The sequence below is a fragment of the Variovorax sp. NFACC27 genome, assembly GCF_048301545.1.
Lineage (GTDB): Bacteria > Pseudomonadota > Gammaproteobacteria > Burkholderiales > Burkholderiaceae_C > Variovorax > Variovorax gossypii.
Genome location: NZ_CP157613.1, coordinates 6,964,996 through 6,990,582, shown reverse-complemented (window position 1 = coordinate 6,990,582; position 25,587 = coordinate 6,964,996). Strand labels below are relative to the sequence as shown.

Sequence of the window (25,587 nt, the reverse complement as noted above, 5' to 3'; positions counted from 1 at the left end):
ACGATGAGCCAGATCAGTTTTTCGGATGCCGAGCATGCAGGCAAGAGGAAGAAGACGCGCCGGGAAGTCTTCCTTGCCGAGATGGAACTGGTCGTGCCTTGGAAGGCGCTACTCAAAGTCATCGAACCACACTACCCGGTGGCGGGGCGAGGACGCCGACCGTATCCGCTCGAAGCGATGCTTCGTGTGCACTTGATGCAGAACTGGTTCGCGTTGAGCGATCCGGCGATGGAGGAAGCCCTGTACGAGATCACCTCGCTGCGCACGTTCGCAGGCCTGGGCATGGAGTCGATTCCCGATGAGACGACGATCCTGAACTTCCGCCACTTGCTGGAGGCCAGCGATCTGGCGGAGGACATCTTCAAGCAGGTCAACGCCCACCTGGCCAGGAAGGGGCTGCTTCTGAAGAGAGGCTCCATCGTGGACGCCACGATCATCGCGGCGCCCAGTTCGACAAAGAACGAGAGCGGCGAGCGAGATCCGGAGATGCACCAGACGAAGAAGGGCAACCAGTGGCACTTCGGGATGAAGGCGCACATCGGCGTGGACGCGGACTCGGGGCTGGTGCACACGGTGACGACCACGGCCGCCAACGAGGCAGACGTGGAGCAGGTGAGCGACCTGCTGCACGGCAAGGAGAGCGAGGTGTGGGCAGACTCGGGCTATCGCGGAGCACAGAGTCGGGTGAAGCGCAGCGTGCAGTGGCACATTGCAGGCAGGCCCAGCGACATGGCGAAGATGCCCGAGGGCCGAGCCAAAGCCAGAGCGCGCAAGCAGGAATACCAGAAGGCCAGCATCCGGGCAAAGGTGGAGCATCCGTTCCGGGTGATCAAGCGGCAGTTCGGCTTGGCGAAGGTGAGGTTCAGGGGGCTGGCCAAGAACACGGCGCATGTGATCACGCTGTTTGCACTGTCGAACCTGTGGATGGCCAGGAAGAAACTGATCGCGATGCTGGGACAGGTGCGTCTGCAGACGGCATGAAGGGCCGCAGGGCCTCTCAAACGCATGGGATGCTCGGTGAGACGAGCCTGTGAGCGCAACGACCAAATACGCGCGCTCGCCATCAAGCCAATTTACGACTTGATCAGACCTTCCCTAACGCTGAAAAGAGCGCGTTGATGCCACCGAACAGGTCGCCGATTTGCCCGAGCTTGCTCGTGTCGCTCTTTGCGAGAAGCTCAGCCATGAACTGTGCACCATGCAACGCCCATCCAAACCAAGCGCACAGAACTGCGGCCAACATGGCGAGTAGGCGAACGAATCCCCAAACATGAGGCGAGCAGGCAAGCAGGATGAGCGCGGCTGTGGGAATGGCCCAGAGATAGATGTGAGTCATGGTGGCACTAGATGGCTATCCGATAGAACTGTATCGCAGGGGCTTGCATGGATCACTTCGGCCGTAGGTAGGTGCTTGCTCTTGCTTCGTCGGGGCGAAGAGCGACCGTCGAAAGATCGATTCATTTTTTCTTGGAAATGAGACGTCTCGCCCGGCACAGTTCCCTGCATGCCTAAAGCACAAGAAACCATCAATCGTCGCGGCGATCTTCCACTGGCGGGACGCGTGATGGAGCTTCGCAGCTTCACTCGCGTCTCTGAAGAGAGCGTAGCTCAAGCCGATACTCCGCTCGCAACCGAGCAGCTCGTCTTTGCTGCCGGCGCGAGCGTTCGGCGCTACGACTGGTATCGCGAGCGCAGCTGTCTCGAACAGCTCGTCGTTGAAGAAGGCGCGATTCGTCTCAACCGTCTGACGCGCGGATCCAGGAGCATGCGCCCGCCCGCCCCATCTCCTTCTCGTAGTACTGGGGGAGGCTCTTGCCCAGCGCATCAAGTGCGGTGATGGGGGAACGATCAGTCTTCCATGCTATGCCGCGCCGGCGTGCGGCGCATTGGACTTTGGTCCAATGCGCACCCGAAGCCGCTCTCCTAGGATCACCGTTCGTTCAGGTATTCCGCTCCAAGGTTCATGTCACGGCAGACTCCCGCTCACATCCCCGTCGATCACGCGGGGCAACTCGCGAACCATGCGGCCATCGGGCTGTCGGCGCTGGAAAGCCTGCCCCAGGCCATCGCGGTGCTCGATCCGCATTGCCGCGTGAAGTACGTCAACCGTCTTGCACACAGTCTTTGCGCATCTCCGGGCCCGTGTCGCATGCTGTGCGGATACTGGCAATTCCGGGAGGAGGACGCGCAGGCCCGGCTGGAGGAGCTCGTGCGAAACGTGTGCGTTCCGGGGCGGAGCTCTACCATCGGCGGCGGGTTCCGCATGCGGTCCGGCGAAGGACCGCCGTTGCAGGTCTCGGTTCTTCCCTTGAAGGCCAGCCATCCTCTCGCATCGCCTCGCTCGGTCCCGCTGGCACTGGTCTTCATCGTGGCCTCGCAGTCCGCGTCCTTCGCGGCGTCGCACGTGATCGCCGACCAACTGGGGCTGACGGCGACGGAAGCCAGGCTCGCGGCAAGCCTTGCCGCCGGGAAGACGGTGTTCGATTTCGCGGCTCTGCAGCGTTGCACGATGCACACCGCGCGCAGCCATCTCAAGAACCTGATGCGCAAGACCGGCTGTCGCCGGCAGTTCGACGTTGTGCGCCTCGTGCAATCTCTTCAAACGGGCTGACGTGCCAGGTCGTGGGCGCAACGGCCTCACTTGATCGCCGTGTTCCTGTATTTCCTGGCGCGTGATTGCTCGGCTCGTGTAGTGCGAGACGTCGGCGAATCCACGCGGCTGCCGCGCCAAGCCTCCGGCGAGCAGCCGAACTGCGCACCGAACCATCGCGTGAATGCGCTGTGCGTGCTGTAGCCCAGCAGCGCGGCCACCTCGCCCAGGCTGTAGCGGCTGTTGGCCACATAGCGGCGGGCGAGCTCCTGCCGGACGTCGTTGAGCAGCTGCTTGAAGGTCAGCTTGCGCTCATCGAGTTCGCGCTGCAGTGTGCGCATGCTCATTCCCAGGCCCGGCGCCACCGACTTGCAGGTGGCGCGTCCCGCCGGGAGCATGAGGTAGATGGCCTTGCGCACTTCCTGGTCGATCGAGCGCTGGCGATCGTCGGGGAGCGTTGCGATCAGCTTGCGCGCGTAGGCGGCGAGCACGGGGTCGGCCCCCGGGTTGGGCACGTCCAGGTCCGCCGCGCGGCACACCAGCCCGTTGAAGCCGCCGTCGAACTCGATGCGGCATCTGAAGAAGCGGCGGTGAAAGGCCGGGTCGGCGGGCGGCTCGTGCGCGAAGCTCACGCTGGCCGGCTGCCACCTGTCCCCGAGCAGCGCCTCGCACATCCGGTAGAGCACGCCGATCGCCAGTTCGATGGACTGCCGCGCGGGCTCCGACAAGGCCAGCTCCTCGCGCAGCACGACCATGCTGCCGACGTCCTCCACCTGGATGGCCAGCCTCTCGTTGAGCAGGTGAAGGTGCTCGATCAGCGTGAGCAGCACCTGCCGCAGCGTCGGCTGGTGCATGAGCAGCAGGCTGACCATGCCGAAGTTCGACAGCTGGCGCCGCGCCGCGATGCGCAGCCCGAAAGATTCGCAGCCCGTCTGGCTCGCCGCGTCTTCCAGCAGGCGCGCCACGCGATCGGCCTCGACGAGCTGGTCGGGTTCCCTGACGAGCTGCGCGCGAAGCCCGGCCCTGCGCAATGCCGCGCCCGGGTCATAGCCGAGTTCCTGCGCCACCTCCGGGAAGTTCGTCAGTGCCGCCGCGCGCACCAGAGCCGTCATGCCGGGCCTTTCACAAGTGCTCAAGTGCGGGGAATTCTGGCATCAAATGCAAAGCGAATGGCACGAAATGCAAAGCGCCGCGGCACTTGCACTCCTACAGTTCCCTTCATGCACTGACCCTGGAGCAAGGGCAGGCAAGAAAAAAGAAACGCACGACGACAAGACTTTCCGCGGACCAGGCCGTGGATTGCCGCCGGCCCACATGGAGACAAGACATGCGGATCGAACCACTAACCTGCGCCATCGGCGCCCAACTCGTCGGAGTCAGCCTGGCCGATGCGGCACGGGATGACGAGCTGTTCGCGGAGATCAAGGCGCTGCTGTTGCGGCACAAGGTGCTGTTCCTGCGCGACCAGAAGATCAGCCGGGCGCAGCACGTGGCCTTCGCGCGGCGCTTCGGCGAGCTCGAAGACCATCCCGTCGCCGGCAGCGATCCGGAGCATCCGGGCCTGGTGCGCATCTACAAGACACCCGACGCGCCCAACGACCGCTACGAGAACAGCTGGCACACCGATGCCACCTGGCGCGAGGCCCCGCCGATGGGCTGCGTGCTGCGCTGCGTCGAATGCCCGCCCGTGGGCGGCGACACCATGTGGGCCAACATGGCGATGGCCTACGAGCGGCTGCCCGGGCATGTGAAGGAGCTGATCGAGCCGCTGCGCGCCCGGCACAGCATCGAATGCACCTTCGGCGCGGCGATGCCGATCGAGAAGCGCCTGGCGCTCAAGGCCCAGTACCCGGATGCGGAGCACCCCGTGGTTCGCACTCATCCCGAGACCGGCGAGCGGGTCCTGTTCGTCAACGGATTCACCACGCACTTCACCAACTTCCATACGCCGGCCAACGTGCGATACGGCCAGGACTTCACGCAGGGCGCCTCTTCGCTGCTGCAGTACCTCATCAGCCAGGCCGCGATCCCCGAATACCAGGTGCGCTGGCGCTGGCAGCCCGACAGCGTGGCGATCTGGGACAACCGCGCCACGCAGCACTACGCGGTGATGGACTACCCGCCATGCCACCGAAAGATGGAACGCGCCGGCATCGTCGGCACGCCGACCTTCTGATCCCCGCGCTTCTTCTTTTTCTTCTTCCGCATTTCCCACGGAGCTCCCGATGAACTTCCTCGACGGTCACTTGTTCCCCGAAAACCAGCAACCGCTGATCATCACCGCCGCCCCCTACGCGCCCTCATGGCTGCCCTCGGACTTTCCCGGCGAGATCGCCGTGACGATGGAAGAGCAGATCCAGAAGGCGGTGGACTGCTACAACGCCGGCGCCACCGTGCTGCACCTGCATGTGCGCGAACTCGACGGCAAGGGCAGCAAGCGGCTGTCGAAGTTCAACGAGCTGATCGCCGGCGTGCGTGCGCGCGTGCCCGAGATGATCATCCAGGTGGGCGGCTCCATCAGCTTCGCGCCGGAGACCGAAGGCGCGGCTGCCAAGTGGCTCTCGGACGACACGCGCCACATGCTGGCCGAACTCGATCCGAAGCCCGACCAGGTCACGGTGACCATCAACACCTCGCAGATGAACATCCTCGAGCAGTTCGATGCACGGGACATCCGCGGCACCTCGATGGAAGACCCGGCCGTCTTCAATGCATACAAGGAAATGACGGTGCCGGCGCAGCCGGGGTGGGCCGAGGAGCACATCCGCCGTCTCACGGCCGCGGGCATCCAGAGCGCCTTCCAGTGCTACAACATCAATAGCTTCGAGTCGGTCGAGCGGCTCATGCGCCGGGGCGTCTACAAGGGCCCGCTGGTGATGAACTGGGTGGCCATCGGCGGCGGCATGGACGCGCCAAACATCTACAGCCTTGCCAATTTCGTGCGCGCCGTGCCCGACGGCGCGGTGCTCACGGTGGAGAGCTCGGTGCTCAACGTGCTGCCCGTGAACATGATGGGCATCGCCATGGGCCTGCACGTGCGCTGCGGCACCGAGGACAACCTGTGGAACCAGTCGCGCACGGCCAAGATCGGCACGGCGGCGCAGGTCGAGCAGCTGGTGCGCATCTCGCGCGAGTTCGGCCGCCCGATCGCCACGGCGCAGCAGGCGCGCGAGATCTCGAAGATCGGCGTGTTCTACGACTCCGTGGAAGAGACGCTGCTGGCCAACGGCTTCGCGCCCAACCGCAACGGCGGCCAGCAGGGCTTCCTGCGCAAGGCGGCCTGAATCCCCGGAACCCCCGGATTCCCCGATTTCACCGATCACCGGAGCAGCCATGCCGCGTCTTTCTCTTCTTGCCGCCATGCTCGTCGCCGCCACTGCCGCGCTGGGCTCGCCGTGGGCATCCGCATACACCGACAAGCCGGTGAAGATGATCGTTCCCGCGCCGCCGGGCGGGACCATCGACGTGCTCGCGCGCATCGTGAGCGACCAGCTCTCGCGCGACATCGGCCAGCCGGTGGTGGTCGAGAACAAGCCGGGCGCCGGCGGGGCCATTGCCGTCAAGTACCTGCTGTCGCAGCCGGCCGACGGCCAGACGCTGATGATGACCGCCAGCAACGTGCTCACCGAGGTGCCGCACGTGCTCAAGGGTGGCTTCGATCCGCTGAAGGACGTGAAGCCCGTCGCGCTGATCGCGCGCTCGTCGATGCTCTTCATCGCTTCGCCGCAGTTTCCCGCGAAGGACGCGAAGGAGGCCATCGCCTACGCGAAGGCCCATCCGGGCCAGCTGTCCTATGCCTCCTACAGCGCGGGCACGGCGTCGCAGTACGCCGGTGCCATCCTGAACAAGGCGGCGGGGCTGGACATGCAGCACGTTCCGTATCCGGGCTCCGCTCCGGCGCTGGCCCAGGTGATGGGCGGGCAGGTGCCGCTGATGTTCGACGGCGCCGTCACGTCCAGGCCGCTGATCGCCGCGGGCAAGGTGCGGCTGCTGGCTGTCGCGAGCAAGGCCCGCCTGCCGGAGTTTCCCGGCGTGCCCACCTTCGCGGAGCTGGGCTATCCGGCGCTGGACTTCGGCAACTGGACCGGCGTGATCGCCTCCTCGCAGATGCCGGCACCGCTGGTCGAGAAGATCCATGCGGTGCTGCAGAAGGTCGCGGCCAACCCGGCGGTGCGCGCGAGCGCCTCCAACGCCGGCTTCGAGCCGATGGCGGAGCGCACGCCCGCGCAGGCGCAGGTCGAGCTGCAGGAAGAGTTCACCCGCAACGCCGGGATCGTCAAGAGCTACGACATCAGGCTGAATTGAGCCGGGCTCAGTGCCGACAAACAGCAAAACGAGGAGAGATCACATGGTCAAGGCCATCCGCTTCCACGAGACGGGCGGGCCCGAAGTGCTGAAGCTCGAGGACGTCGAGGTCGCGGACCCCGGGCCCGGCGAGGCACGCGTGCGCCACAGCTTCATCGCGGTCAACTTCATCGACATCTACTTCCGCACCGGCCGCTATCCGCTGGCGCTGCCCAACGGGCTGGGGTCCGACGCGGTCGGCGTGGTTGAGGCCGTCGGGCCGGGCGTGACGGAGGTCAGGCCCGGCGATCGCGTCGGCTATCTCCTCGGCCCGCAGGGCGCCTATTCGCAGGCCCGCGTGATGCCGGCCGACGTGCTGATACCGCTGCCGGATGGCATCTCCGACCGCACCGCCGCCACGCTGATGATGAAGGGCATGACGGCGCAGTACCTGTTCCGCCAGGTCTATCCGCTCGAGGGCGGCGAGACCATCCTGTACCACGCGGCCGCCGGCGGCGTGGGCCTGATCGCCTGCCAGTGGGCGCGCGCGCTGGGCGTGACGATGATCGGCACCGTCAGCAGCGACGAGAAGGCCGCGCTCGCCCGCGCCAACGGTTGCGCGCACACCATCGTGACCTCGCGCGAGAACATCGTCCAGCGCGTGCGCGAGATCACCGAGGGCCGTGGCGTGCCGGTGGTCTACGACTCGGTGGGAAAGGACACGCTGATGGATTCGCTCGACTGCCTGCAGCCGCGCGGCACGCTGGTGAGCAACGGCACTTCGTCGGGCTCCGTGGTGGTCGACTCGCAGCTGCTCGCGGCCAAGGGCTCCCTCTGGATGACGCGGCCGGCGATGGTGCACTACATCCACCCGCGCGCCCACATGCTCGACATGGCGCGGGAGCTGTTCGACCACGTGCTGGCCGGGCGCATCGTCAGCGAGCCGCAGCAGAGCTTCGCGCTCGCCGACGCTGCGCAGGCGCATCGTGCGCTCGAGTCCCGCAGGACGACCGGATCGACCGTCCTGATTCCCTGATCCGCTCAAGCCCCTGATACCGAAGTCCCCCGATGCCCTGGTGCTCTCGAAGCACCGGGGCGCTTCACCGCGCCTGTCGCGATCCACCTGGTCCACGTGAGGAGAACATGTCCATGAAAAGAACAATGCTGCTGCTATCCGTGCTTGCCGTCTCCGGCGGCGCCGCGGCGCAATCGTCGCTCACCGTGTTCGGCGTGATGGACGCCGGCGTCAGCCACTACAGCACGAAGAGCCGGTCCTGGGGCGGCACACCGGCCCGGCAGGTGACGCAGAGCCAGACGGTGCTGTCGCCTTCGGGCTATGCGTCGAGCCGGCTGGGCTTTCGCGGCACCGAGGACCTGGGCGGCGGCCTCGCGGCGGGCTTCTGGCTGGAAGCGCCGCTGGCCAACGACACGGGCGGCGGCATCGCGAACTTCGGTCGCCGCTCCACGCTCAGCCTGTCGGGGCCCTTCGGCGAGTTGCGGCTGGGCCGCGACTACACGGCGTCGTTCTGGAACGACGCCGTGTTCGATCCCTTCTCCGTCAACGGCGTGGGCACCAACCTGGTCGCGGTGGTCAACAGCAACATTGCCGCCTCCCGGGCGCTGGCCACCGGCGGCCTGCTCAACGGCGGGCTTTCCGCCGGCACCGACAGCTACCTGCGCACCAGCAATGCCGTCAGCTACTTCCTGCCGCCGGGGCTCGGCGGCTTCTACGGCCAGGTGCAGTACGCCTTCCACGAGAACGTGAAGACGAGCGGCACGACCGACAGCCCCTCGGGGCGCGGGCGCTATGCCGGCGCGCGCGTAGGGTGGGCCAGCGGCCCGGCCGACGTGGCGCTGGCCTACGGCGAGAGCACGCTCGTGAGCGCCGCACCCGCCGGCGAGAAGATCAAGAGCCTGAACCTCGGCGGCTCCTACGACTTCGGCGCGGTGAAGGTCTTCGGCGAATGGTCGAGCGTGCGCGACGCGCGCGACAACGCCGGGCTTTTCGGCACGCGCTCCACCGACCGCTACGACGGCTTCGTCGCCGGCGTGAACATGCCGGTGGGGCCGGGCGTCATCCGCGCTTCGTTCGCGCGCGTGAATTTCAAGAACGGCAACGGCCTGCCGAACAGCGACGCCTCGGTCGACAAGCTGGCGCTGGGCTACGTGCACAACCTGTCCAGGCGCACCGCGCTGTATGCGACGGTGGCGCGCATCGGCATCCGAAACGGGCACAACAACCCGACGGTGATGGGCGTCACGCCGCTGGTGGTGAGCCTGCCGGCGATATTTCCGCAGGCTGCGTACGTCACCACCGGTGGCATGGAGCCGCGCAGCGCGATCGGCTACGACTTCGGCATACGCCACGCCTTCTGATCGGCGGGAGTCGTCCGGTTGCGCTTTCGCCGCTCAGGCGTTGCGTGAAGCCTTCGTGGGCCTTGCCTCGCTTGCCAGGGAGGACAACTTCATCTCCGACAGCACGCGCCTCGCATTGGCGGCGCAGCTCATGTCGTCGGGCTTCGCCTCGATCTGCGCCATCAGCTCGACCAGCTGGGCCTTGCTCTTCGCGAGCTGCGCCTGCAGCGTCTCGATGTCTTCCACCTTGCGGCGCAGCGTGTCGAGCAAGGCGCCACGCTCCCACTGCGCGAGATCGCCGGGCAGCAGCGCTCGCAATTCGTCGAGGCTGAAGCCCGCTCGCTGCGCGGTGGCGATCAACTGGAGCATCAGTACCGCGTCGGCGGGATAGCTGCGGTAGCCGTTGGCCTGGCGCTCGGCGGCCTTGAGCAGGCCGATGCGTTCGTAGAAGCGGATGCGGGAAGCCGCAAGGCCTGTCTGCTGGGCGAGTTCTCCGATCTTCATGTGGGCCGTGCTCCGTGCGAAGCTGCAGTTTGACATTGAACCTTGCTTCAAGGTTACTCTCGCGCCGATACGCACGAGGTGCGGCACAGGCAGCAGATGCAGCGCTGCGATTCGAGGAAACGGCATGCAGACGATATTGGGTGCGAACGGCCAGATCGCGGTGGAACTGGCGCGTGAACTGCACAGCGGGTACACGCGCGAACTGAGGCTCGTGAGCCGCAATCCACGCAAGGTGAATGACACCGACGTGCTGGTGCAGGCCGACCTTCTCGATGCGCGCCGCACCGCCGAAGCGGTCGAGGGCAGCAGCATCGTCTACTTCACCGCCGGGCTGCCGCCCGACTCCCGGCTGTGGGAAGAGCAGTTTCCGGCGATGCTGAATAACGCCCTCGAGGCGAGCAGGGCGGCGGGCGCGAAGTTCGCCTACTTCGACAACACCTACATGTACCCGCAGGACGACCGGCTGCAGACGGAGCAGACGCCCTTCGCGCCGGTGGGGCGCAAGGGCCGCGTGCGCGCAGCGATGGCGTCCATGGTGCTCGAGGAGATGGCGCGAGGCGACATCCCGGTGCTCATCGGAAGGGCTCCGGAGTTCTATGGACCCGGCAAGACGCAGAGCTTCACCAACGCGCTGGTCATCGACAACCTGAAGGCCGCTAAGAGGCCTCGCGTGCCGGTGCGCGACGACACGCTGCGCACGCTCATCTGGACGCCCGACGCGAGCCGCGCGCTGGCCACGCTCGGCAACACGCCGGATGCATTCGGTCAGACCTGGCACCTGCCCTGCTGCGATGACCGGCAGACCTACAGGAGCTTCGTCGCCATGGCCGCCGAGGTCTTCGGCCGCGATGCCGCCTTCTCGGTGATCGGCAAGCGGACCTTGCTTGCCGCCGGCCTCTTCTCCAGGCGGGTGCGCGAGATCGCGGAACTGCTGCCGCGCTACGAGCAGGACAACCTCTTCGATTCCACGAAGTTCAAGCGCCGGTTCCCCGACTTCGATGTGACCACGTATCGCGAGGGCCTCGCGCTGATCCAGCAGGAATGGCGCCAGGAGTCGGCGAAAAGCTGAATTGCTCCCCGCAGCGCCGGGGCAGTGATCCCGGCGCCTCCCATGTTGATGGGAGCAGTAGCGATGTCTTTCGTGCCAGCTGCTGACAAATGTGAACTGGCACACATCCGCGATCCGAAAGCGAATGCCAAGACCTACTGCAATCCGTAGTATTCATTTTGTTTCAAAAACGTCCTACGGAGCTTGCACGTGATGACCTGCATACCCTCGTTCTTCCGAACGTACGAGCCGCTCGATGCGGTTCGTGGGCATGCCGCACGAGCGCGTGGCCCCGTCACATCGAAGGCCACGATCATGAAGCCCGACTCCTAGTGCTCTCCTTGCAGTGATGCGCATCGCGGCGATCCGCCGCGAACCGTGCGACTGCCTTCAGCGACCCGACAGCTGCTTGCCGATGGCCCTTGCGAGGGCTCGTGCATGGCGGCTTGCGTTCGTCCGCTGACTTTCGGATTTCGATTTTTATCTCGCGCCGCTGCGCGAGATGGAGAACCGTTGCCGCGACAGAAGCGGCCGGTCCTCCCTTACAGGGTTCGAGAAGATTTTTGGATCGAGGATGCAATGGCTGCTATCTCAGCACTGACCGCCTGGCCCTCAGGTGCGCACCGGCCCGCCGTGCGAGCCCCGCGCGCTTCGACGGGGGTGTGTCTGCACGACTCGCGCACCGAGCCTGCCGCGAGCGTCGCGCATGCTTTCGCGGCGCCCGTGGGCCGTGCGGCGACGCGCAGGGCCTGCGCCTTCGTGTTCGTCGCGAACCTTCCGCTCCTCGCGGAAGCGTACGGACAGGATTTCGCATCGGCCGCAAGCCTGGAGATCCAGCGCCGGCTCTGCGCCAACTTCGTCGTGTCTGCGTCGTCCGACATGGCCAGGCTGCGGGACGATTGCTTCCTGCTCTGGCACAACGAAGCCTTCGAATGCGCGATCTTCGAAGGCCGTGCGCCGGGCGAGTTTCCCCGCACGATGCGGCGCGCGAGCCGTCCCATCGAGGCCTTGCTCGCGGTGCTCGGCGCGGAGCCCGTGCGCGCCGGCGGCATCGCCGCGCTGGTGCAGCTGCACGCGGACTGGATCGACGTATGCCCGCCCGAGCAACTCGGTGCCTCCGAGATCGAACTGGCACTGTGGACCGCGCAGCCCTTTCCCGAGGCGCACGAGACCCGCGCCGACGGCTGGCGCCAGCTCTACCGGGCCGACATGGACATGGCCGTGCGCCTGAGCGAGGCCACGCGCGGCGAGGAGCTGACGTTCTCGTGGCGGCCGGTCGTGCAACCGGGCAGCGCCGCGACCGTGCTCTACCGCGAAGGTCGCACGCGCGTCGCATCGGGCCGGGGCGAACAGGGCCTGCTGGAGCCCGACGTGTTCATGCCCTGCCTGCAGCGGCTGGGCCTCACGCGCGCGTTCGACCGCACGGTCATGCGGCATGCCGTCGCCGCATTGCGGATGCAGCCTTCCGCGCACATCGGCGTGAGCATCTCGGCGCAGGGCGTTCGCGTCGATCACTGGTGGGCCTCGCTGCTCGCGGTGCTCGACAAGGAGCCCGCGCTGGCTTCGCGGCTGGTGATAGAGATCGTCGACAGCGCAGCGCTGCCCGACTTCGAGGCCGCACGGGACTTCTGCGTGCAGCTGCAGCTGCGCGGCTGCCGCATCGCCATCCGCGATTTCGGCAGCGGTGCCGACAACCTCGCGGCCGTCCAGGCCTGCAGGCCGGACATCGTCAAGCTCGATGCCGCCCTGCTGCGCCGTGCGCGTGAAGGCGCGTTCGGCCGCGAGTGCCTGCGCGACATGCTGTCGCTGTGCACGCATCTCGCGCCGCACGTGGTCGTCGACGGCATCGAGCGCGACGACGACCTGCACATCGCGTCGCAGGCCGGCGCGCAGTGGATGCAGGGCTTCGGCGTGCGAGGCGCGGAGCGGCATGCGCGCATCGGCTCGCCTGTTGGCGGCGACGCCGGTGGCAGCGCGGAGGCTGAATGACCATGAGCCTCCTGAACACCGACATCCAGCTGCGTCTCGCGCGCCTGAGCACCGACCTTCTGCTGCTGCAGCGTGCCGTCCAGGAGCTGATGCTCGAGTGCACCCCGCAGCCTCCCGGCATGAGCGAGAGCGACCTGATCGCCGCGGCGCAGTACCGCGCGCTGGAGGCCGCGCTGCACGCGCCCGACAGACCGGCCGTGCCGGCCACCCAGGAGGGCGCCGAACTGCTCGTGTGGCCGGGCTTCACCGAGCCGGTGCCCATGCGAAGGGCGGCAATGCGCGCCTGACCGCTTCGCGCATCGGCCTCGACCTTCTCCCATTTCGTTTCGTAGGACTTTCATGCTTACTCAAATCACCAGGGTTTCCAGGACCACGCGCGCCGCGCTGTTCGGCCTGCTGGCCGCCACCGGCGCATGCGCGCTGGCCAACAACGTCGGAGAGAACGCCGCGTGGCAGTTCCAGACCTCCGCCGACAAGGCCAACCAGGCGGCGGTGCAGGACATGATCCAGCGCAAGAAGGCCGGCTCGTACGGCGCGGCCAACTACACCACCAACAACTACATCGGCAAGCAATACAACTGCGACGTCACCTCGACCGCGCAGGGCAACCAGGGCACCAACAGCACCACCGCCAACTCGCCCGGCACCAGCGGCGCGTCGGCCAACTCCACCGGCAACTCGAGCACCGGCGTCGGCGGCACGGGCACGGTGAGCACCGGCCAGGCCAACAGCGGCACGGTCGGCTCGGCGGTGATCGGCTCCACCACCAGCAACGTGCAGGGCTGGTCGAGCCAGGCCCTGAACTCCAACCAGACCAACACCGGCAGCCAGAGCGCAAGCATCAGCGGCAGCTCGGCCTGCGCCTTCGGCGCGCTCAACTGACCCCCAAAGCAGACAGGGAAGCAAGAGGAATGATCACATTCAAGTCGATCCGCGCGTTGCCGCGCGGACAAGCCGCATCGCGCGGACTGGCCGCGGCGGCCGCCGTCATGAGTCTGGCCGGCTGCGTCACCGCGCCGCAGCAGCAGATGGCGCCGAAGGAAGCGCCCGTGGTGCTCGGCCCCGCCGTGCGCCAGAACGTCACGCCCATGGAGGCGGTGCTCGCCTGCTTCGGCGACCACGTGGCCGCCACCCAGCGCCCGCCCTTCGTCATCACCGTGGGCGACGTGAAGGACTACACCGGCAAGTACAGCATCAACGAAGGCAACGCCATCACGCAGGGCGGCGCGCTGATGGTGTATTCGGCGCTCGGCAAGCTCGGCGGCGCGGTGCAGGTGGCCGAGCGCTTCGACCCGGTCATCGCGGAACGTGAACTGGGCTATGCCGATCGCCGCCAGCTCGGCGACGGCCGCACGCACCAGCTCGGCGGCCCCAGCGGCGGCCAGGCCGTGCCGTGGCTGCCGTACTTCGGCGGCACCATCAACAAGTCCGACTACTTCATCGTCGGCGGCATCACCGAGCTCAACTACAACATCAACTCGGGCGGCGCCGAGATCGGCGTGAACCAGGTGGGCATCAAGGCGCGCACCTTCACCCAGTCGGTGGGCGTCGACCTGCGCATCGTCGACACCAAGACGCTGATGATCGTGAGGACCGTCAGCCTCACGAAGCAGTTCAACGGCTACGAAGTCGGCTTCAACGTCTTCCGCTTCTTCGGCAGCAAGCTCTACGACATCGACGTCGGCGCCAAGGGCCAGGAGCCCGTGCAGATGGGCGTGCGCGCCGCGCTGGAAGAGGGCGTGGTGCGCCTGGTGGCCGCGGTCGCCAAGGTCGACCCCAACCCCTGCCTGGGCATGCGCCTGACCGAGGACCTGCGCGTCGCGCCCGCCGAGGAGCTGCGCAAGGTGGCCAACCCGCTCGTCGATTCGGCCGGCGCGGTGGTGCAGCAGGGCGAGGCCGTCAACGCGGCCAGCCAGACCGGCGCGAGCCTGACGGGCTCGAGCGTGCAGATCCCCTTCGAGTTCGGCGCGGCCGCGCTCACGGGCGGCACGCTGAACCTTCTCGACCAGATCGCGGCGGCCGCCGCCAAGGCGCCCACCGAGGTCGTGCTGGTCGCGCGCGACACCGAGAACTGGGACGCCGGCAAGCGCGACCTGCTGACCGACCAGCGCATCGGCGTGGTCACGACGGCGCTCGCGTCGCGCGGCCTGGCGCCCGGCGGCATCAGCGTCACATGGCGCCCGGACAAGGCGGATACGTCGATTCATCGCGACGGCCCCGGCCTGCAGGAGATCGCAAAGCTCCGTGTCCAGGGTGCGGTGAGGGGTGGACCGGCCCGTCCGGTCCGTGAGGGGAACGCAACCGAAGGGAAGTAACCGGGACACACAAGGTCTTCATCGCAGCAAACAACGGCACTCCGCCGATCAGCAATCCATCCAGTCAGTCCTTCTTTCAGATCCATCAAAGGAACGTCATGCAGAAGAATCGCAAGCACTCGGGCCGCCGCGTCAACGGCGCGCCGCTCAACAGCATCGGCATGGCCGTGCTGGCCACGCTCGTGGCCAGCGGCGCGCAGGCCGCCGAAACGGTCGTCACGCCCGTGGCCGCCAACACCACCGCCTACCAGAGCGTGCAGTCGGTGCAGGACAAGACGCTGCCGGTGAGCGCCACGGCCGCCGGCACCACCATCGACATCACGACGGCCGGCCCGCAGACCGGCAACAGCAACACGGTCACGCAGAACGCGGTGAAGGCAAGCGCCACGGGCAATGCCTTCGTCAACGCGGTCGACCTCTCGCTGACCGGCGGCACGGGCGCGACGCCCGCCGAAGGCGCGGCCTCGCTCGGCGTGCAGACCAACAGCGGCGTCGTCTCCAGCCTCGCCACCGGCAACACGGTGAAGGTCGATCTCGACGGCTTCTCGAGCGGCGGCGCCGCCAACACCAGCAACACGATTGCGGCGAGCACCACGCTCAACAGCGGCTCGTCGACCATCTCGGGCGCGGTGCCCGTCGACTATGCCTCGACCAATCCAGGCTCGGTCTCGCTGGCCTACACGCCCGCCGGCGGCAGCGTGACGGCCCAGGGCAGCCTGGTCGTCAACTCCGTGCAGCAGGCCACCGGCGCGGCTTCGTCCGCGTCGGCCAGCGGCAACAACCTGACGCTCACGCTGACGGCACCCGGCACCAACGCGGTCGACGCCGCACCGGCGCTCGACGGCAACACGGTCTCCGCGACGCTCAAGGGCAACGCGGCCAACAGCACGGCCAGCATCCAGGCCGGCGGCGCGCCGGCCTTCACCGGCTCGGCCGTCGTCGCGAACCAGCAGCTGAACCAGTCGGCCACCCCGGTGACGCACACGGCCTCGGCCAGCGGCAACGCCATCATCGCTTCCATCGGCAGCGACACCGCCGGCAGCACCAACACGCTGCAAGGCGCACTGTCCGTGCAGGGCAACACCATCTCCAGCAGCGCCACCGGCAACGAAGCCCTCGGCGCCACCACCGGCACGGCCGGCAATCGCATCGTGCTGGCCGACGGCGTCTCGATCGCCGGTTCGGGCGGCGCCACCTCCAACACCGGCGCCTACAACGCGGGCAGCCTGTCGAGCACGGTCGCGGCCGATCTGGTCGTGTCGAACAGCCAGGGCAACGTGGGCGTCTCGCTCAGCGCGGCCACGCAGGGCGCGGGCATCGTCGCGGGCGTGCAGTCGGTCGACGGCGGTACCGTCACCGTCGCGAACAACGCGACCACCGCATCGGCGACCGGCAATGCCGCGTCGAGCGCGATCCTCAGCGGCAAGGACGCCGCCTCGTTCACCGCCACCGCGGCACTGGCGAACCAGCAGAGCAACTACAACGGCGGCGTGAACGCCGCCGCGGGCCTGAGCGCGATCGCCGCGATCACCGGCGGCGAGGACGGCACCAACAACGCCAGCGCAGTCTCGGTGACGGGCAACCGCACCGCCGCGACGGCCTACGGCAGCAGCGCGAGCCAGAGCCTCGCGCTCCAGGCGAACGCACTGCCGCTGTCCGGCGCCAATGCCACGCTCGCCGGCGGCAGCCTGCCCGACGGGAACGTCACGGCCGCGGGCGCGGCCACGGTGACGAACCTGCAGGGCAACTACTCCGCCCCCGTCAGCGCCCAGACCTTGGGCTCCGTCGTCGGCCTGATGGCCGATTCGCGCGGCACCGGCGGCGACACCATCCACGGCAGCACCTTCACCGTGGGCGGCAACACGCAGGAAGCCGTGGCCGTGAGCAACGGCGCCAACAACGCGCTGTCGCTGACCGGCACCACCGTCGGCGCGGGCGCCGGCGTGGCGAGCGTCCAGGTCGTGGACCAGGGCTCGCCGGTCAGCGCGGAGCTGACGAGCTCGGTGGCCGGCGTCTATCTCGGCACGCACACCACCGACAGCTCCGTCGCGCTGACGAACAACCTGCAGCGCGCGGTGGCGTACGGCAACTCGGGCGCCAACAGCCTGAACGTGTCGGCCAACAGCGCGAGCGTGCCGCTGTCGGAGACACCCGCCTCGGTGGCGACGCCCGCGGCCGGCACGGCCAGCGTCAATGCCGCCTACGGCGTGCTGAGCAACCAGTCGGTGTCCGGTGACGTCTCGGCAGTGGCGGACGGCCGCGGTGTCGGGCCGGTCGGCTCGCAGACCGTGCTGATCGAAGGCAACGTCACCCGCAGCACCGTCTCGAACCAGGGCAACGCCTTGGTCGGCGCCGCCTACGGCAACGATGTCTCCAACGCCGCCAAGCTGGCGCTGGGCACCGGCGCCACGGTGGCCGGCGCGGCATCGGTGGGCAATGTCACCAGCGTGCAGAACGTGAACGGCGCGGCCATCACCGCATCGGTGCCGGGCGGCAACGTCGTCTCCACTGCGATCGAGGACAACGTCGTGGCATCGACGGTCACGACCTCCGGCAACCAGCTGCAGGCCCTGGCCTACGGCAACCGCGCGAGCGGCAACACCCTCGATGTGTCCGGCAACACGCTGGCCACCGTCACGGAACAGCCGCGCGCCGTGAGCGCCGGCGCCACCGCGACGACCGATGCGGCCTTCAGCGTGCAGAGCGTGCAGAACGGTTCGGGCAGCCTGAGCGCATCGCTGCGCAACGGCGTCCTGGGCACGGACGCTTCGCAGATCCGCACGCAGGTCGGCGGCAACGTCACCGGCTCCAGCGTGGTGTCGAACGGCAACAGCGCCAGCGCCGCCGCCACGAGCAACAGCGCCGTCAACGGCCTGACGCTCGCGGGCAACAGCCTGTCGACCTCCAGCGCGGTGCAGAACGTGCAGACGACCAGTGCGGCCATCGAGGCACTGGCGGGCCAGGCCGGCACGCCGGGAACGCCCGCGTCGCCCTCGGCGCCCTTCAGCTACAGCGCGCACGTGATCGACACCGACGTGCTCGGCGGCAACACCGTCGGCAACACCACGACGATCACCAGCGGCGTGCTGGGCGTGCAGATCGCCAGCCTCACGCAGGCCCAGATCAACTACCTGACCGCCAACGGCTGGAGCGTCGGCAGCGGCAACACGGCCGGCATGCTGACCGCGCCCGCGTCCATCCTGGGCCCGGTCTCGGTCGCGACCTACAGCCAGCTGCAGACCGGCTCCGCCGTGCCGTTCGATGCCACCATCCCGGGCACTCCGGCCGTGGCCGCGGTTCCGAACCGCGGCGGCGTGACGGTGGCCGTCGCAGGCAACGTCACCGGCTCGCAGCTCGCCGTGACCGGCAACAGCAGCAGCGCCGCCGTCACCGGCAACAGCGCCACCAACAGCGCTTCGGTCACCGGCAACACCATCGCCTCGGGCGGCGCGACCACGGCCAGCGCGAGCGGCCTGGTCGGCGGCACGACCGGTGCGCAGGCCGACCACACGGTGTCGAACGTGCAGCAGGTCACGGGCGTGCCCGCGCTGTCGACCAGCGTCTACGGCACCTTCGCCGTCGACACTGCCGCGGGCGCGGCCATCTCGGGTTCGGCGCTGAGCGTTTCCGACAACAGCCAGCGCGGCACCGCCGTGGCGAACACCGCGGCCAACAGCCTGAGCCTGAGCGGCACCAACGTCGCGAGCACCTCGGCGCTGTCGTCGGCGCAGTCGGGCGCCGCGGCCGTCTCGGCGGCTTCGGACCTCGAGCTGTACGCACCGGGCGCTGTCTCGGCATCGTCGGTGGACCTGTCGCGCAACAAGAACACGTCGCTGGGCGTGATCAACGACGTGACCAACACCCTGAGCGTGAAGGCCTCCAACGTGACGCCGGCCGGCGCCACCGGCAACGCGGTGCTGGTGCAAGGCACGGCCACCGGCGACCACGTGCTGAACAATGCCCAGCTGGCGACGACCTCGGTGAGCAGCACCGCGACCACGCGCCTGTACAACCAGGACCAGACGGCCTCGGCCACGACGGGCCTGGTCAACAGCACCGCGACCATCAGCGGCAACAGCACGACCGCCGAAGCCTCGGCCAACCGTGCCGACAACAGCGTGGCGCTCAACGGCACCGCGGTGCAGGGCGCGAGCGCGGGCCTGAACAACCTGCAGCTCAGCAGCGCGGCAGTGACGGCAAGCGCCTCGACCTCGGCCACGTTCAAGCTCGAAGGCACCAGCCCGGCCACGCCGGCGGCGCTGAACAGCGGCATCACGATCGACGGCAACAGCACCACGGCGCTGGCACGCGGCAACGCAGCCACCAACGCGCTGAACCTGTCGGCGGGCAGCGGCTATGCCGCCGCCGCGGCGGTCGCGGGCAGCACCGCGGGCGGCACCACGCAGGCCACGGCGGCATTGCTCAACACGCAGGGCAACAGCGGCAACGTGACGGCCAGCGCCACGGGCACGTACCAGGTCGCGCTCAACGGCGTGAGCGCGGGCACGGCTCCCGGCCTGACGAACGGCACAGCCGCGCTGACGGACAACACCGTCGCGGCGCAGGCCTACGGCAACACGGCGACCAACGCCGTGACCGTCGCGGCCACGGTGGCGAACCGTCCGACGGTGGCGGTGGCGAACTACCAGACCAACAGCGGTGCCATCGTCGCGACTGCGAGCGGCGTGAACTACGGCACGGGCATCACCGGCGCCACCACCGGCAGCACGCTGCGCGCGGCCGGCAACCAGGTGACGGCGACCGCGGTGGGCAACTCCGCCGTGTCGACCATCGCTTCGGCGCGCTGACCGGCGCGCCATCCATGCCCCCGGCGAGCGCTCGTGCGCCCGCCGGGGCTTTTTCCGCCAGCGCGGCGTGCACGGCTGCATGGCCGGGTGTTCCACAAGCCATGTACCTGCATCCCCTCATTGCCAATGTGCCTCCGGCAGAGCGCGAGGCGCTCGTCCAGAGCTGCGAGCTGCGCTCCTTCAGGCGCAACGAGACGGTGCTCGCCGCCGATACCTGGACCGACCGGATCTATTGCGTGGCCAGCGGCCTGCTGCGCGTCGTCGTCCACGGCAAGGGCAGCGCGCAAGGCACCGACGTCACCACCGACTTCATCCGGCAGGACGATTTCTTCATGGGGCCGTCCCTTGCGCAGGACGGCTACCAGGCCACGCAGACGCTCATCGCGGCGCTGCCTTCGGCCGTCTACCTGGTGCCGGTGGCCGCCATGCGGCGGTTGTGCGCCGCGCATCCCGAAGTGGCCATCGGCCTGCTCGGGCTCGCGATGAAGCGCATGGCCGTGGTCAGGGGCCAGCTGCGCCGCATCTCGGCACTGTCGGCCGAAGACCTGGTGAGCCGCGTGCTGCATCAGCTCACGCTGCTCGCGCCGGCGAGCACCGGCGGATACGACAAGCGCATCACCCAGTCGGTGATCGCCTCCTACTCGGGCCTTTCGCGCGAGGTGGTCAACAAGACCATGCGCGCGATGGAGAACCGCGGCCTGGTTCGCAGGGACGAAGACGGCGTGCACGTGTCGCCCGACTTCGCCGCCACCGACTTCGGCGAGCTGCGGCCGGCCGAACCCGGTCTTTCCGGCGCTGCGGTGCAGCAGCCGGATGGCCCGATGCTGCCGCCGCAGTTGTTCGATTCGCTGCGCACGCGCGGGGAGCGCGACTCCGGAAACGACTGAGCCCCCCATGTTTATGTGTTTCGCCGACGGGCTCTGGTGCGCATCATGCAGGCATGTATCTGCACCCCCTGATGGCGGGACTTCCGCCGGCGGAACGAGAGGCGCTCGCCGAATGCAGCAGGCCTCGTTCCTACAAGCGAAACGAAGTCCTGCTGGCGGCAGGCGATACGACCGACCAGATCTATTGCGTGGCCAGCGGCCTGCTGCGTGTGGTCACGCCGGGCCACGCCGAAGGCTCCGAGATGACGACGGAGCTCATCGGTCCGAACGACTTCTTCTTCGATCTCTCGATCCGGGAAGACCGCTACCGGACGAAGCAGACGCTGATCGCCACCTTGCCTTCGTCGGTGTTCCTCGTGCCCATCGCGAAGATGCGCGGCCTCTGCGTGCGCCGCCCCGAAGTGGCGCTGGGCCTGCTCGGGCTCACGATGAAGCGCATGAACGTGCTGCGCGACCAGTTCCGCCGCATCTCCGTGCTTCCCGCCGAAGACCTGGTGCTGCGCGTGCTGCATGAACTCACTCGCCTCGCACCGATCGGCCCGGGCGGATACGACAAGCGCATCACGCAGTCGGTGATCGCCTCGTACTCCGGGCTCTCGCGGGAGATGGTCAACAAGATCATGCGCGCCATGGAAATCCGCGGGCTGGTGCGTCGCGACGAAGACGGCGTGCATGTGGCCGAGGATTTCGTCGCGACCGACTTTGCGTAGCCTTCGCCCTCGGGCCCGGTGTTTCGAACGGGCCGCAGTTGCGGCAGCCGCGAATCAGCCGTGGCGTTCTTCCGCCAGCGTCTCGGAAGGCCGCTCCCCGAAGCGCGCACGGTACTGCGCCGCGAAATGCCCCAGGTGAAGAAAGCCGTACTTCTGCGCCACCTCGCGCACGCCGGCTCCGTTGGCTCCGGCTGACGCCTGCAGTTCGGCCCGCACCCTCTCGAGCCGCGTCTCGCGCAGGAACTCCATCGGACCCTGTCCCGCATGCTGGCGGAAGGCCAGCTGCAGGGCCCTCGCACTGCACCCGACCTCGCGGCAGACATCGGCCAGCGACAGAGGCTGGTCGGCATGCGCCTCCATGTACTCCTGGGCCCTGCGGACCACGCGCGGCAGCAGGCTGCGCCGCTGGGTGTCGCCGGCGAGGGCGCGGGAGTGGTTGTGTCCGGCCGACATCAGCAGGCTGGCCATCAGGTACGCCTCGGCGTGCTCGGCCAGCGGGCTGCCGGCCTGCAGCGCATTGCCGGCGTCGAGCGTGAGCCGCAGGTAATCGATGAAGTGCACCAGCGGCGCGAGCGCGGGGTTGTCCAGCGGCACGCCGAGGTCGAACACCAGGTGCTGCCGGACGGGTGCCTGCAGCAGCGATTCGAGCCGCGAGAGCAGGGCGGGGCGCGCCAGCCGCACGATCAGGTGCGGGCTGTCGTCGGCCCAGCGCATCGACAGCAGCTCGGTGGGCGAGGGCAGCGACGCGAGGCGGGGCGTGGCGTCCACCTGCTGCGCGCCGCAGCGGATCTCGGCCGCGCCGCGCAGCGGAATCTGCAGCAGGAAGAAGTCCTGCAGGTAGCCGGGGTCGATCTGCACGCCGGGGCCGTACTGCACGTAGTTGAGGCTCACGTCCCGGTGCAGCCGGGCGCTGTGGTGGCAGGCGTCGAGGCCGGCGCGGGGGCGCAGGGTGACCAGGCCGTGCGGGCAGAACACGCGTGCCACGCTTTCGCGGGCTTCGTCCACGTCGTGGCTCTCGAAGAGCCGGTAGCGCTGCAGCGGCAGCTGTGGGGTCGCGGCGGTTTCCATGGGGCGAGGGCACCGTAGCAAAAACCGCTCCTGCCCACAATTCGGGCAGTCCCTCGGCACCCCTGCACCCCCCCGGGCCAGAAAACTGCGCGCCAGGGACACGGCCTGCGTTTGCGGGATCCGCCGCGGGCACTCCTCCCCATAACGTTCGCTCCACAGGCCGCCCGGCCTGTTGCCCGATGTTCGATCAACCGAGGAGAGCAAGCGTCATGTTCAAGGGACTCGAAGGCAGGAGCGCCATCGTCACCGGCGGTTCCACGCTGATAGGCGCCGGCGTGGTGCGCGCGCTGCACGCGGCCGGCGTGAAGGTCGTCATCGCCGACATCGATGCCGGCAACGGCCAGCCGCTGGCCGATTCGCTGGGCGCCGACGCGCGCTTCGTGCGCACCGACATCACCGACGATGCACAGGTGAAGGCCTGCGTGGCGGAGGCGGCCGAGCGCCACGGCGGCGTGCATTTCCTTATCAACCTGGCCTGCTCGTACGTGGACGACGGCTTCAAGTCGCCGCGCGCCGATTGGCTCACCTCGTTCAACGTCAATGTGGCAAGCGCGGTGGCGATGCTGCAGGCCGTGCATCCGCACATGGTGGCGGCCGGCGGCGGGGCAGTGGTCAATTTCACGAGCATCTCGTCGAGCGTGGCGCAGACGGGCCGCTGGCTCTATCCGGTGAGCAAGGCAGCTATGGCGCAGCTCACCCGCAACATGGCGATGGACCTCGCGCCCGACCGCATCCGCGTGAACAGCGTGTCCCCGGGCTGGACATGGTCGGCCGTGATGAACCAGCTCACCAACGGCGACCGCGCCAAGACCGACCGCGTGGCCGCGCCTTTCCACCTGCTGGGGCGCGTCGGCGACCCCGACGAGGTGGCGCAGGTGGTTCTGTTCCTGTGCTCCGACCACGCGAGCTTCGTGACCGGTGCCGACTACGCGGTGGACGGCGGCTACTCCGCCATGGGCCCTGAACAGGCCGTGCCCGCCATTCCCAAGCTGATGGACTGACCCGCTCCACGCGGAGCATCGAAGGAGCATGAAATGAAGCGAATCGCCATCGTCGGCGCGGGCCAGTCGGGCCTGCAACTGGGTCTCGGACTGCTCGCCGCGGGCTACGAGGTCACGATGTTCAGCAACCGCACGGGCGAGGACATCCGCCAGGGCAAGGTCATGTCCAGCCAGTGCATGTTCCACACCTCGCTGCAGATCGAGCGCGACCTGGGCCTGGACCACTGGGCGAGCGTATGCCCCACGGTCGACGGCATCGGCCTGGCCGTGCCGCATCCCGAGCAGAAGGGCGCCAAGGTCATCGACTGGGTCGCGCGGCTCAATTCGAGCGCGCAGTCGGTCGACCAGCGCGTGAAGATCCCGGCCTGGATGGACGAATTCAGGAAGAAGGGCGGCGAGCTGGTCTTCAAGGACGCGGGCATCGACGAGCTCGAGACCTGCACGCAGAGCCACGATCTCACGCTGGTGGCCAGCGGCAAGGGCGAGATCTCCAGGCTCTTCGAGCGCGACGCGCACAAGTCCACCTACGACAAGCCGCAGCGCGCGCTGGCGCTGACCTACGTGAAGGGCATGAAGCCGCGCGAGCCGCACTCGGCCGTGTGCTTCAACCTGATTCCCGGCGTGGGCGAGTACTTCGTGTTCCCGGCGCTGACGACCACGGGCCCCTGCGAGATCATGGTGTTCGAGGGCGTGCCAGGCGGCCCGATGGACTGCTGGGCCGACGTGAAGACGCCGCAGGAGCATCTGGCGCGCAGCAAGTGGATCCTCGACACCTTCACGCCGTGGGAGGCCGAGCGCTGCAGGGACATCGAGCTGACCGACGACAACGGCATCCTTGCGGGCCGCTTCGCGCCGACGGTGCGCAAACCGGTGGCAACGCTGCCCTCGGGCCGCAAGGTGCTGGGCCTGGCCGACGTGGTGGTGCTCAACGACCCGATCACGGGACAGGGTTCGAACAACGCGGCCAAGTGCGCCGACACCTATCTCAAGAGCATCCTCGCGCGCGGCGATGGCCCGGCCGACGCCGCATGGATGCAGCAGACCTTCGACCGCTACTGGTTCGGCTACGCGCAATGGGTCACGCAGTGGACCAACATGCTGCTGGCCCCGCCGCCGCCCCACGTGCTCAACCTGCTCGGCGCCGCCGGCGCGATGCCGCCGCTGGCCAGTGCGTTCGCCAACGGCTTCGACGATCCGCGCACCTACTTCCCGTGGTTCGCCGATCCGGACGAGGCCGGGCGCTACATCGAGACCTGCGCGGCGGTCGCCTGACCGACGCCGGAGCGAAGGCATGAAGCGACGCGTGGCCATCGTCGGCGCGGGGCAATCCGGCATGCAGCTCGCGTTGGGACTGCAGCGTGCCGGGCATGAGGTGACGGTCTTCTCGAATCGCGCCCCGCGCGAGATCTTCGAGGGGCCGGTGATGTCCAGCCAGTGCATGTTCGAGACCGCGCTGCAGACCGAGCGCGAACTGGAGCTGGACTGGTGGGCCGACGAATGCCCGCCGGTGCAGGGCATCGGCATGGCGGTGCGCAATCCGGATGGGGGCAAGGCCATCGAATGGAGCGCGATGCTGGACGGCCCCGCCCGGTCGGTGGACCAGCGGCTCAAGATACCCGCCTGGATGGCCGAGTTCGAGAAGCGCGGCGGCACCCTGGTGCTGCAGGACGTGGGGATCGACGAGCTGGAAGCCTGCGCGCGTTCGCACGAGCTCGTGGTCGTCGCGAGCGGCAAGGGCGAGATCTCGAGGCTCTTCGAGCGCGACGAGGCGCGGTCTCCTTACGACCAGCCGCAGCGCGCGCTGGCGCTGACCTATGTGAAGGGCATGAAGCCGCGCGAGCCGCACTCGGCCGTGTGCTTCAACCTGATCCCCGGCGTGGGCGAATACTTCGTGTTCCCCGCGCTGACCACCACGGGCCCCTGCGAGATCATGGTGTTCGAAGGCGTGCCCGGCGGCCCGATGGATTGCTGGGAAGACGTGAAGACGCCGCAGGAGCATTTGGCGCGCAGCAAGCGGATCCTCGAAAC

At 68.2% G+C, this 25,587-nt stretch carries 21 protein-coding genes and 1 pseudogene; 18 read left to right on the top strand and 4 right to left on the bottom strand.

The window, feature by feature from the left end; all coding sequences use genetic code 11:
- Window positions 1-3: 3 nt before the first annotated feature.
- The gene (locus tag ABL840_RS32710) at window positions 4-981 is read left to right on the top strand and encodes an IS5 family transposase (RefSeq protein ID WP_418115967.1); all 978 of its coding nucleotides are present in this window, start codon (window positions 4-6) and stop codon (window positions 979-981) included.
- Between the two features lie 103 nt (window positions 982-1,084).
- Here the strand turns inward: ABL840_RS32710 and ABL840_RS32705 are convergent, their stop codons facing one another.
- Complete coding sequence (locus tag ABL840_RS32705; protein WP_093307634.1) at window positions 1,085-1,336, bottom strand: hypothetical protein; 252 nt, start codon at window positions 1,334-1,336, stop codon at window positions 1,085-1,087.
- 627 nt (window positions 1,337-1,963) lie between these two features.
- Between ABL840_RS32705 and ABL840_RS32700 the strand changes: the two genes are divergently transcribed.
- The gene (locus tag ABL840_RS32700; protein ID WP_143043036.1) at window positions 1,964-2,611 is read left to right on the top strand and encodes a helix-turn-helix transcriptional regulator; all 648 of its coding nucleotides are present in this window, start codon (window positions 1,964-1,966) and stop codon (window positions 2,609-2,611) included.
- Between the two features lie 26 nt (window positions 2,612-2,637).
- Here ABL840_RS32700 and ABL840_RS32695 read toward each other — a convergent pair whose 3' ends face one another.
- Entirely contained in the window at window positions 2,638-3,702 is a 1,065-nt protein-coding gene (locus tag ABL840_RS32695; protein WP_093307637.1) for an AraC family transcriptional regulator, read from the bottom strand.
- Between the two features lie 215 nt (window positions 3,703-3,917).
- Between ABL840_RS32695 and ABL840_RS32690 the strand changes: the two genes are divergently transcribed.
- The 5 genes from ABL840_RS32690 (at window position 3,918) to ABL840_RS32670 (ending at window position 9,250) form a co-directional block, all read left to right on the top strand.
- Window positions 3,918-4,766, top strand: coding sequence for a TauD/TfdA dioxygenase family protein (locus tag ABL840_RS32690; RefSeq protein WP_093307639.1), 849 nt, complete (start codon window positions 3,918-3,920; stop codon window positions 4,764-4,766).
- Between the two features lie 49 nt (window positions 4,767-4,815).
- Window positions 4,816-5,874 (top strand): 3-keto-5-aminohexanoate cleavage protein, encoded by a 1,059-nt coding sequence (locus tag ABL840_RS32685; protein ID WP_093307641.1) that lies wholly within the window; start codon window positions 4,816-4,818, stop codon window positions 5,872-5,874.
- 49 nt (window positions 5,875-5,923) lie between these two features.
- Window positions 5,924-6,895, top strand: a complete 972-nt coding sequence (locus ABL840_RS32680) for a Bug family tripartite tricarboxylate transporter substrate binding protein (protein ID WP_093307643.1) — start codon at window positions 5,924-5,926, stop codon at window positions 6,893-6,895.
- A gap of 43 nt (window positions 6,896-6,938) precedes the next feature.
- Window positions 6,939-7,910: a quinone oxidoreductase family protein gene (locus tag ABL840_RS32675; RefSeq protein ID WP_093307644.1), complete on the top strand. Its 972-nt coding sequence runs from the start codon at window positions 6,939-6,941 to the stop codon at window positions 7,908-7,910.
- 113 nt (window positions 7,911-8,023) lie between these two features.
- Window positions 8,024-9,250 carry a porin gene (locus ABL840_RS32670; protein ID WP_093307646.1) on the top strand — a complete coding sequence of 409 codons (1,227 nt, stop codon included), beginning with the start codon at window positions 8,024-8,026 and terminating at the stop codon, window positions 9,248-9,250.
- Window positions 9,251-9,283: 33 nt separating this feature from the next.
- Here ABL840_RS32670 and ABL840_RS32665 read toward each other — a convergent pair whose 3' ends face one another.
- Window positions 9,284-9,733, bottom strand: coding sequence for a MerR family transcriptional regulator (locus ABL840_RS32665; RefSeq protein ID WP_093307647.1), 450 nt, complete (start codon window positions 9,731-9,733; stop codon window positions 9,284-9,286).
- Window positions 9,734-9,857: 124 nt separating this feature from the next.
- Between ABL840_RS32665 and ABL840_RS32660 the strand changes: the two genes are divergently transcribed.
- The 8 genes from ABL840_RS32660 to ABL840_RS32625 all read left to right on the top strand — a co-directional run bounded on the left by ABL840_RS32660 (window position 9,858) and on the right by ABL840_RS32625 (window position 21,490).
- Entirely contained in the window at window positions 9,858-10,802 is a 945-nt protein-coding gene (locus ABL840_RS32660; RefSeq protein ID WP_093307649.1) for an NAD-dependent epimerase/dehydratase family protein, read from the top strand.
- Window positions 10,803-11,360: 558 nt separating this feature from the next.
- Window positions 11,361-12,770 (top strand): EAL domain-containing protein, encoded by a 1,410-nt coding sequence (locus tag ABL840_RS32655; RefSeq protein WP_418116088.1) that lies wholly within the window; start codon window positions 11,361-11,363, stop codon window positions 12,768-12,770.
- Window positions 12,771-12,772: 2 nt separating this feature from the next.
- Entirely contained in the window at window positions 12,773-13,057 is a 285-nt protein-coding gene (locus ABL840_RS32650) for a hypothetical protein (protein WP_093429440.1), read from the top strand.
- 52 nt (window positions 13,058-13,109) lie between these two features.
- Window positions 13,110-13,652, top strand: coding sequence for a hypothetical protein (locus ABL840_RS32645; RefSeq protein ID WP_240652177.1), 543 nt, complete (start codon window positions 13,110-13,112; stop codon window positions 13,650-13,652).
- 29 nt (window positions 13,653-13,681) lie between these two features.
- On the top strand, window positions 13,682-15,085 hold the full coding sequence (locus ABL840_RS32640) for a CsgG/HfaB family protein (protein WP_093307652.1): 1,404 nt from the start codon (window positions 13,682-13,684) through the stop codon (window positions 15,083-15,085).
- 98 nt (window positions 15,086-15,183) lie between these two features.
- A complete protein-coding gene (locus ABL840_RS32635; protein ID WP_093307654.1) occupies window positions 15,184-19,893 on the top strand; it encodes a beta strand repeat-containing protein in 4,710 nt (1,569 codons plus the stop codon).
- Between the two features lie 101 nt (window positions 19,894-19,994).
- Window positions 19,995-20,780 carry a Crp/Fnr family transcriptional regulator gene (locus ABL840_RS32630; RefSeq protein ID WP_093209752.1) on the top strand — a complete coding sequence of 262 codons (786 nt, stop codon included), beginning with the start codon at window positions 19,995-19,997 and terminating at the stop codon, window positions 20,778-20,780.
- A gap of 53 nt (window positions 20,781-20,833) precedes the next feature.
- Window positions 20,834-21,490: a Crp/Fnr family transcriptional regulator gene (locus ABL840_RS32625; RefSeq protein ID WP_093209753.1), complete on the top strand. Its 657-nt coding sequence runs from the start codon at window positions 20,834-20,836 to the stop codon at window positions 21,488-21,490.
- A 54-nt stretch (window positions 21,491-21,544) separates the two neighbouring features.
- Here the strand turns inward: ABL840_RS32625 and ABL840_RS32620 are convergent, their stop codons facing one another.
- Entirely contained in the window at window positions 21,545-22,558 is a 1,014-nt protein-coding gene (locus tag ABL840_RS32620; protein WP_093307655.1) for an AraC family transcriptional regulator, read from the bottom strand.
- A 209-nt stretch (window positions 22,559-22,767) separates the two neighbouring features.
- Between ABL840_RS32620 and ABL840_RS32615 the strand changes: the two genes are divergently transcribed.
- The 3 genes and pseudogenes from ABL840_RS32615 to ABL840_RS32605 form a co-directional block, all read left to right on the top strand.
- Entirely contained in the window at window positions 22,768-23,559 is a 792-nt protein-coding gene (locus tag ABL840_RS32615) for an SDR family oxidoreductase (RefSeq protein WP_093307657.1), read from the top strand.
- A 33-nt stretch (window positions 23,560-23,592) separates the two neighbouring features.
- A complete protein-coding gene (locus ABL840_RS32610) occupies window positions 23,593-24,831 on the top strand; it encodes a styrene monooxygenase/indole monooxygenase family protein (protein WP_093307659.1) in 1,239 nt (412 codons plus the stop codon).
- A 19-nt stretch (window positions 24,832-24,850) separates the two neighbouring features.
- Window positions 24,851-25,552, top strand: a pseudogene (locus tag ABL840_RS32605) (styrene monooxygenase/indole monooxygenase family protein); the annotation flags it as partial.
- Window positions 25,553-25,587: the final 35 nt, after the last annotated feature.

Excerpts from the sequence above, each read along its gene's own strand:
- ABL840_RS32710 (WP_418115967.1), top strand. The coding sequence starts at position 4 with ATGAGCCAGATCAGTTTTTCGGATGCCGAGCATGCAGGCAAGAGGAAG.
- ABL840_RS32705 (WP_093307634.1), bottom strand. The coding sequence starts at position 1,336 with ATGACTCACATCTATCTCTGGGCCATTCCCACAGCCGCGCTCATCCTG.
- ABL840_RS32700 (WP_143043036.1), top strand. The coding sequence starts at position 1,964 with ATGTCACGGCAGACTCCCGCTCACATCCCCGTCGATCACGCGGGGCAA.
- ABL840_RS32695 (WP_093307637.1), bottom strand. The coding sequence starts at position 3,702 with ATGACGGCTCTGGTGCGCGCGGCGGCACTGACGAACTTCCCGGAGGTG.
- ABL840_RS32690 (WP_093307639.1), top strand. The coding sequence starts at position 3,918 with ATGCGGATCGAACCACTAACCTGCGCCATCGGCGCCCAACTCGTCGGA.
- ABL840_RS32685 (WP_093307641.1), top strand. The coding sequence starts at position 4,816 with ATGAACTTCCTCGACGGTCACTTGTTCCCCGAAAACCAGCAACCGCTG.
- ABL840_RS32680 (WP_093307643.1), top strand. The coding sequence starts at position 5,924 with ATGCCGCGTCTTTCTCTTCTTGCCGCCATGCTCGTCGCCGCCACTGCC.
- ABL840_RS32675 (WP_093307644.1), top strand. The coding sequence starts at position 6,939 with ATGGTCAAGGCCATCCGCTTCCACGAGACGGGCGGGCCCGAAGTGCTG.
- ABL840_RS32670 (WP_093307646.1), top strand. The coding sequence starts at position 8,024 with ATGAAAAGAACAATGCTGCTGCTATCCGTGCTTGCCGTCTCCGGCGGC.
- ABL840_RS32665 (WP_093307647.1), bottom strand. The coding sequence starts at position 9,733 with ATGAAGATCGGAGAACTCGCCCAGCAGACAGGCCTTGCGGCTTCCCGC.
- ABL840_RS32660 (WP_093307649.1), top strand. The coding sequence starts at position 9,858 with ATGCAGACGATATTGGGTGCGAACGGCCAGATCGCGGTGGAACTGGCG.
- ABL840_RS32655 (WP_418116088.1), top strand. The coding sequence starts at position 11,361 with ATGGCTGCTATCTCAGCACTGACCGCCTGGCCCTCAGGTGCGCACCGG.
- ABL840_RS32650 (WP_093429440.1), top strand. The coding sequence starts at position 12,773 with ATGAGCCTCCTGAACACCGACATCCAGCTGCGTCTCGCGCGCCTGAGC.
- ABL840_RS32645 (WP_240652177.1), top strand. The coding sequence starts at position 13,110 with ATGCTTACTCAAATCACCAGGGTTTCCAGGACCACGCGCGCCGCGCTG.
- ABL840_RS32640 (WP_093307652.1), top strand. The coding sequence starts at position 13,682 with ATGATCACATTCAAGTCGATCCGCGCGTTGCCGCGCGGACAAGCCGCA.
- ABL840_RS32635 (WP_093307654.1), top strand. The coding sequence starts at position 15,184 with ATGCAGAAGAATCGCAAGCACTCGGGCCGCCGCGTCAACGGCGCGCCG.
- ABL840_RS32630 (WP_093209752.1), top strand. The coding sequence starts at position 19,995 with ATGTACCTGCATCCCCTCATTGCCAATGTGCCTCCGGCAGAGCGCGAG.
- ABL840_RS32625 (WP_093209753.1), top strand. The coding sequence starts at position 20,834 with ATGTATCTGCACCCCCTGATGGCGGGACTTCCGCCGGCGGAACGAGAG.
- ABL840_RS32620 (WP_093307655.1), bottom strand. The coding sequence starts at position 22,558 with ATGGAAACCGCCGCGACCCCACAGCTGCCGCTGCAGCGCTACCGGCTC.
- ABL840_RS32615 (WP_093307657.1), top strand. The coding sequence starts at position 22,768 with ATGTTCAAGGGACTCGAAGGCAGGAGCGCCATCGTCACCGGCGGTTCC.
- ABL840_RS32610 (WP_093307659.1), top strand. The coding sequence starts at position 23,593 with ATGAAGCGAATCGCCATCGTCGGCGCGGGCCAGTCGGGCCTGCAACTG.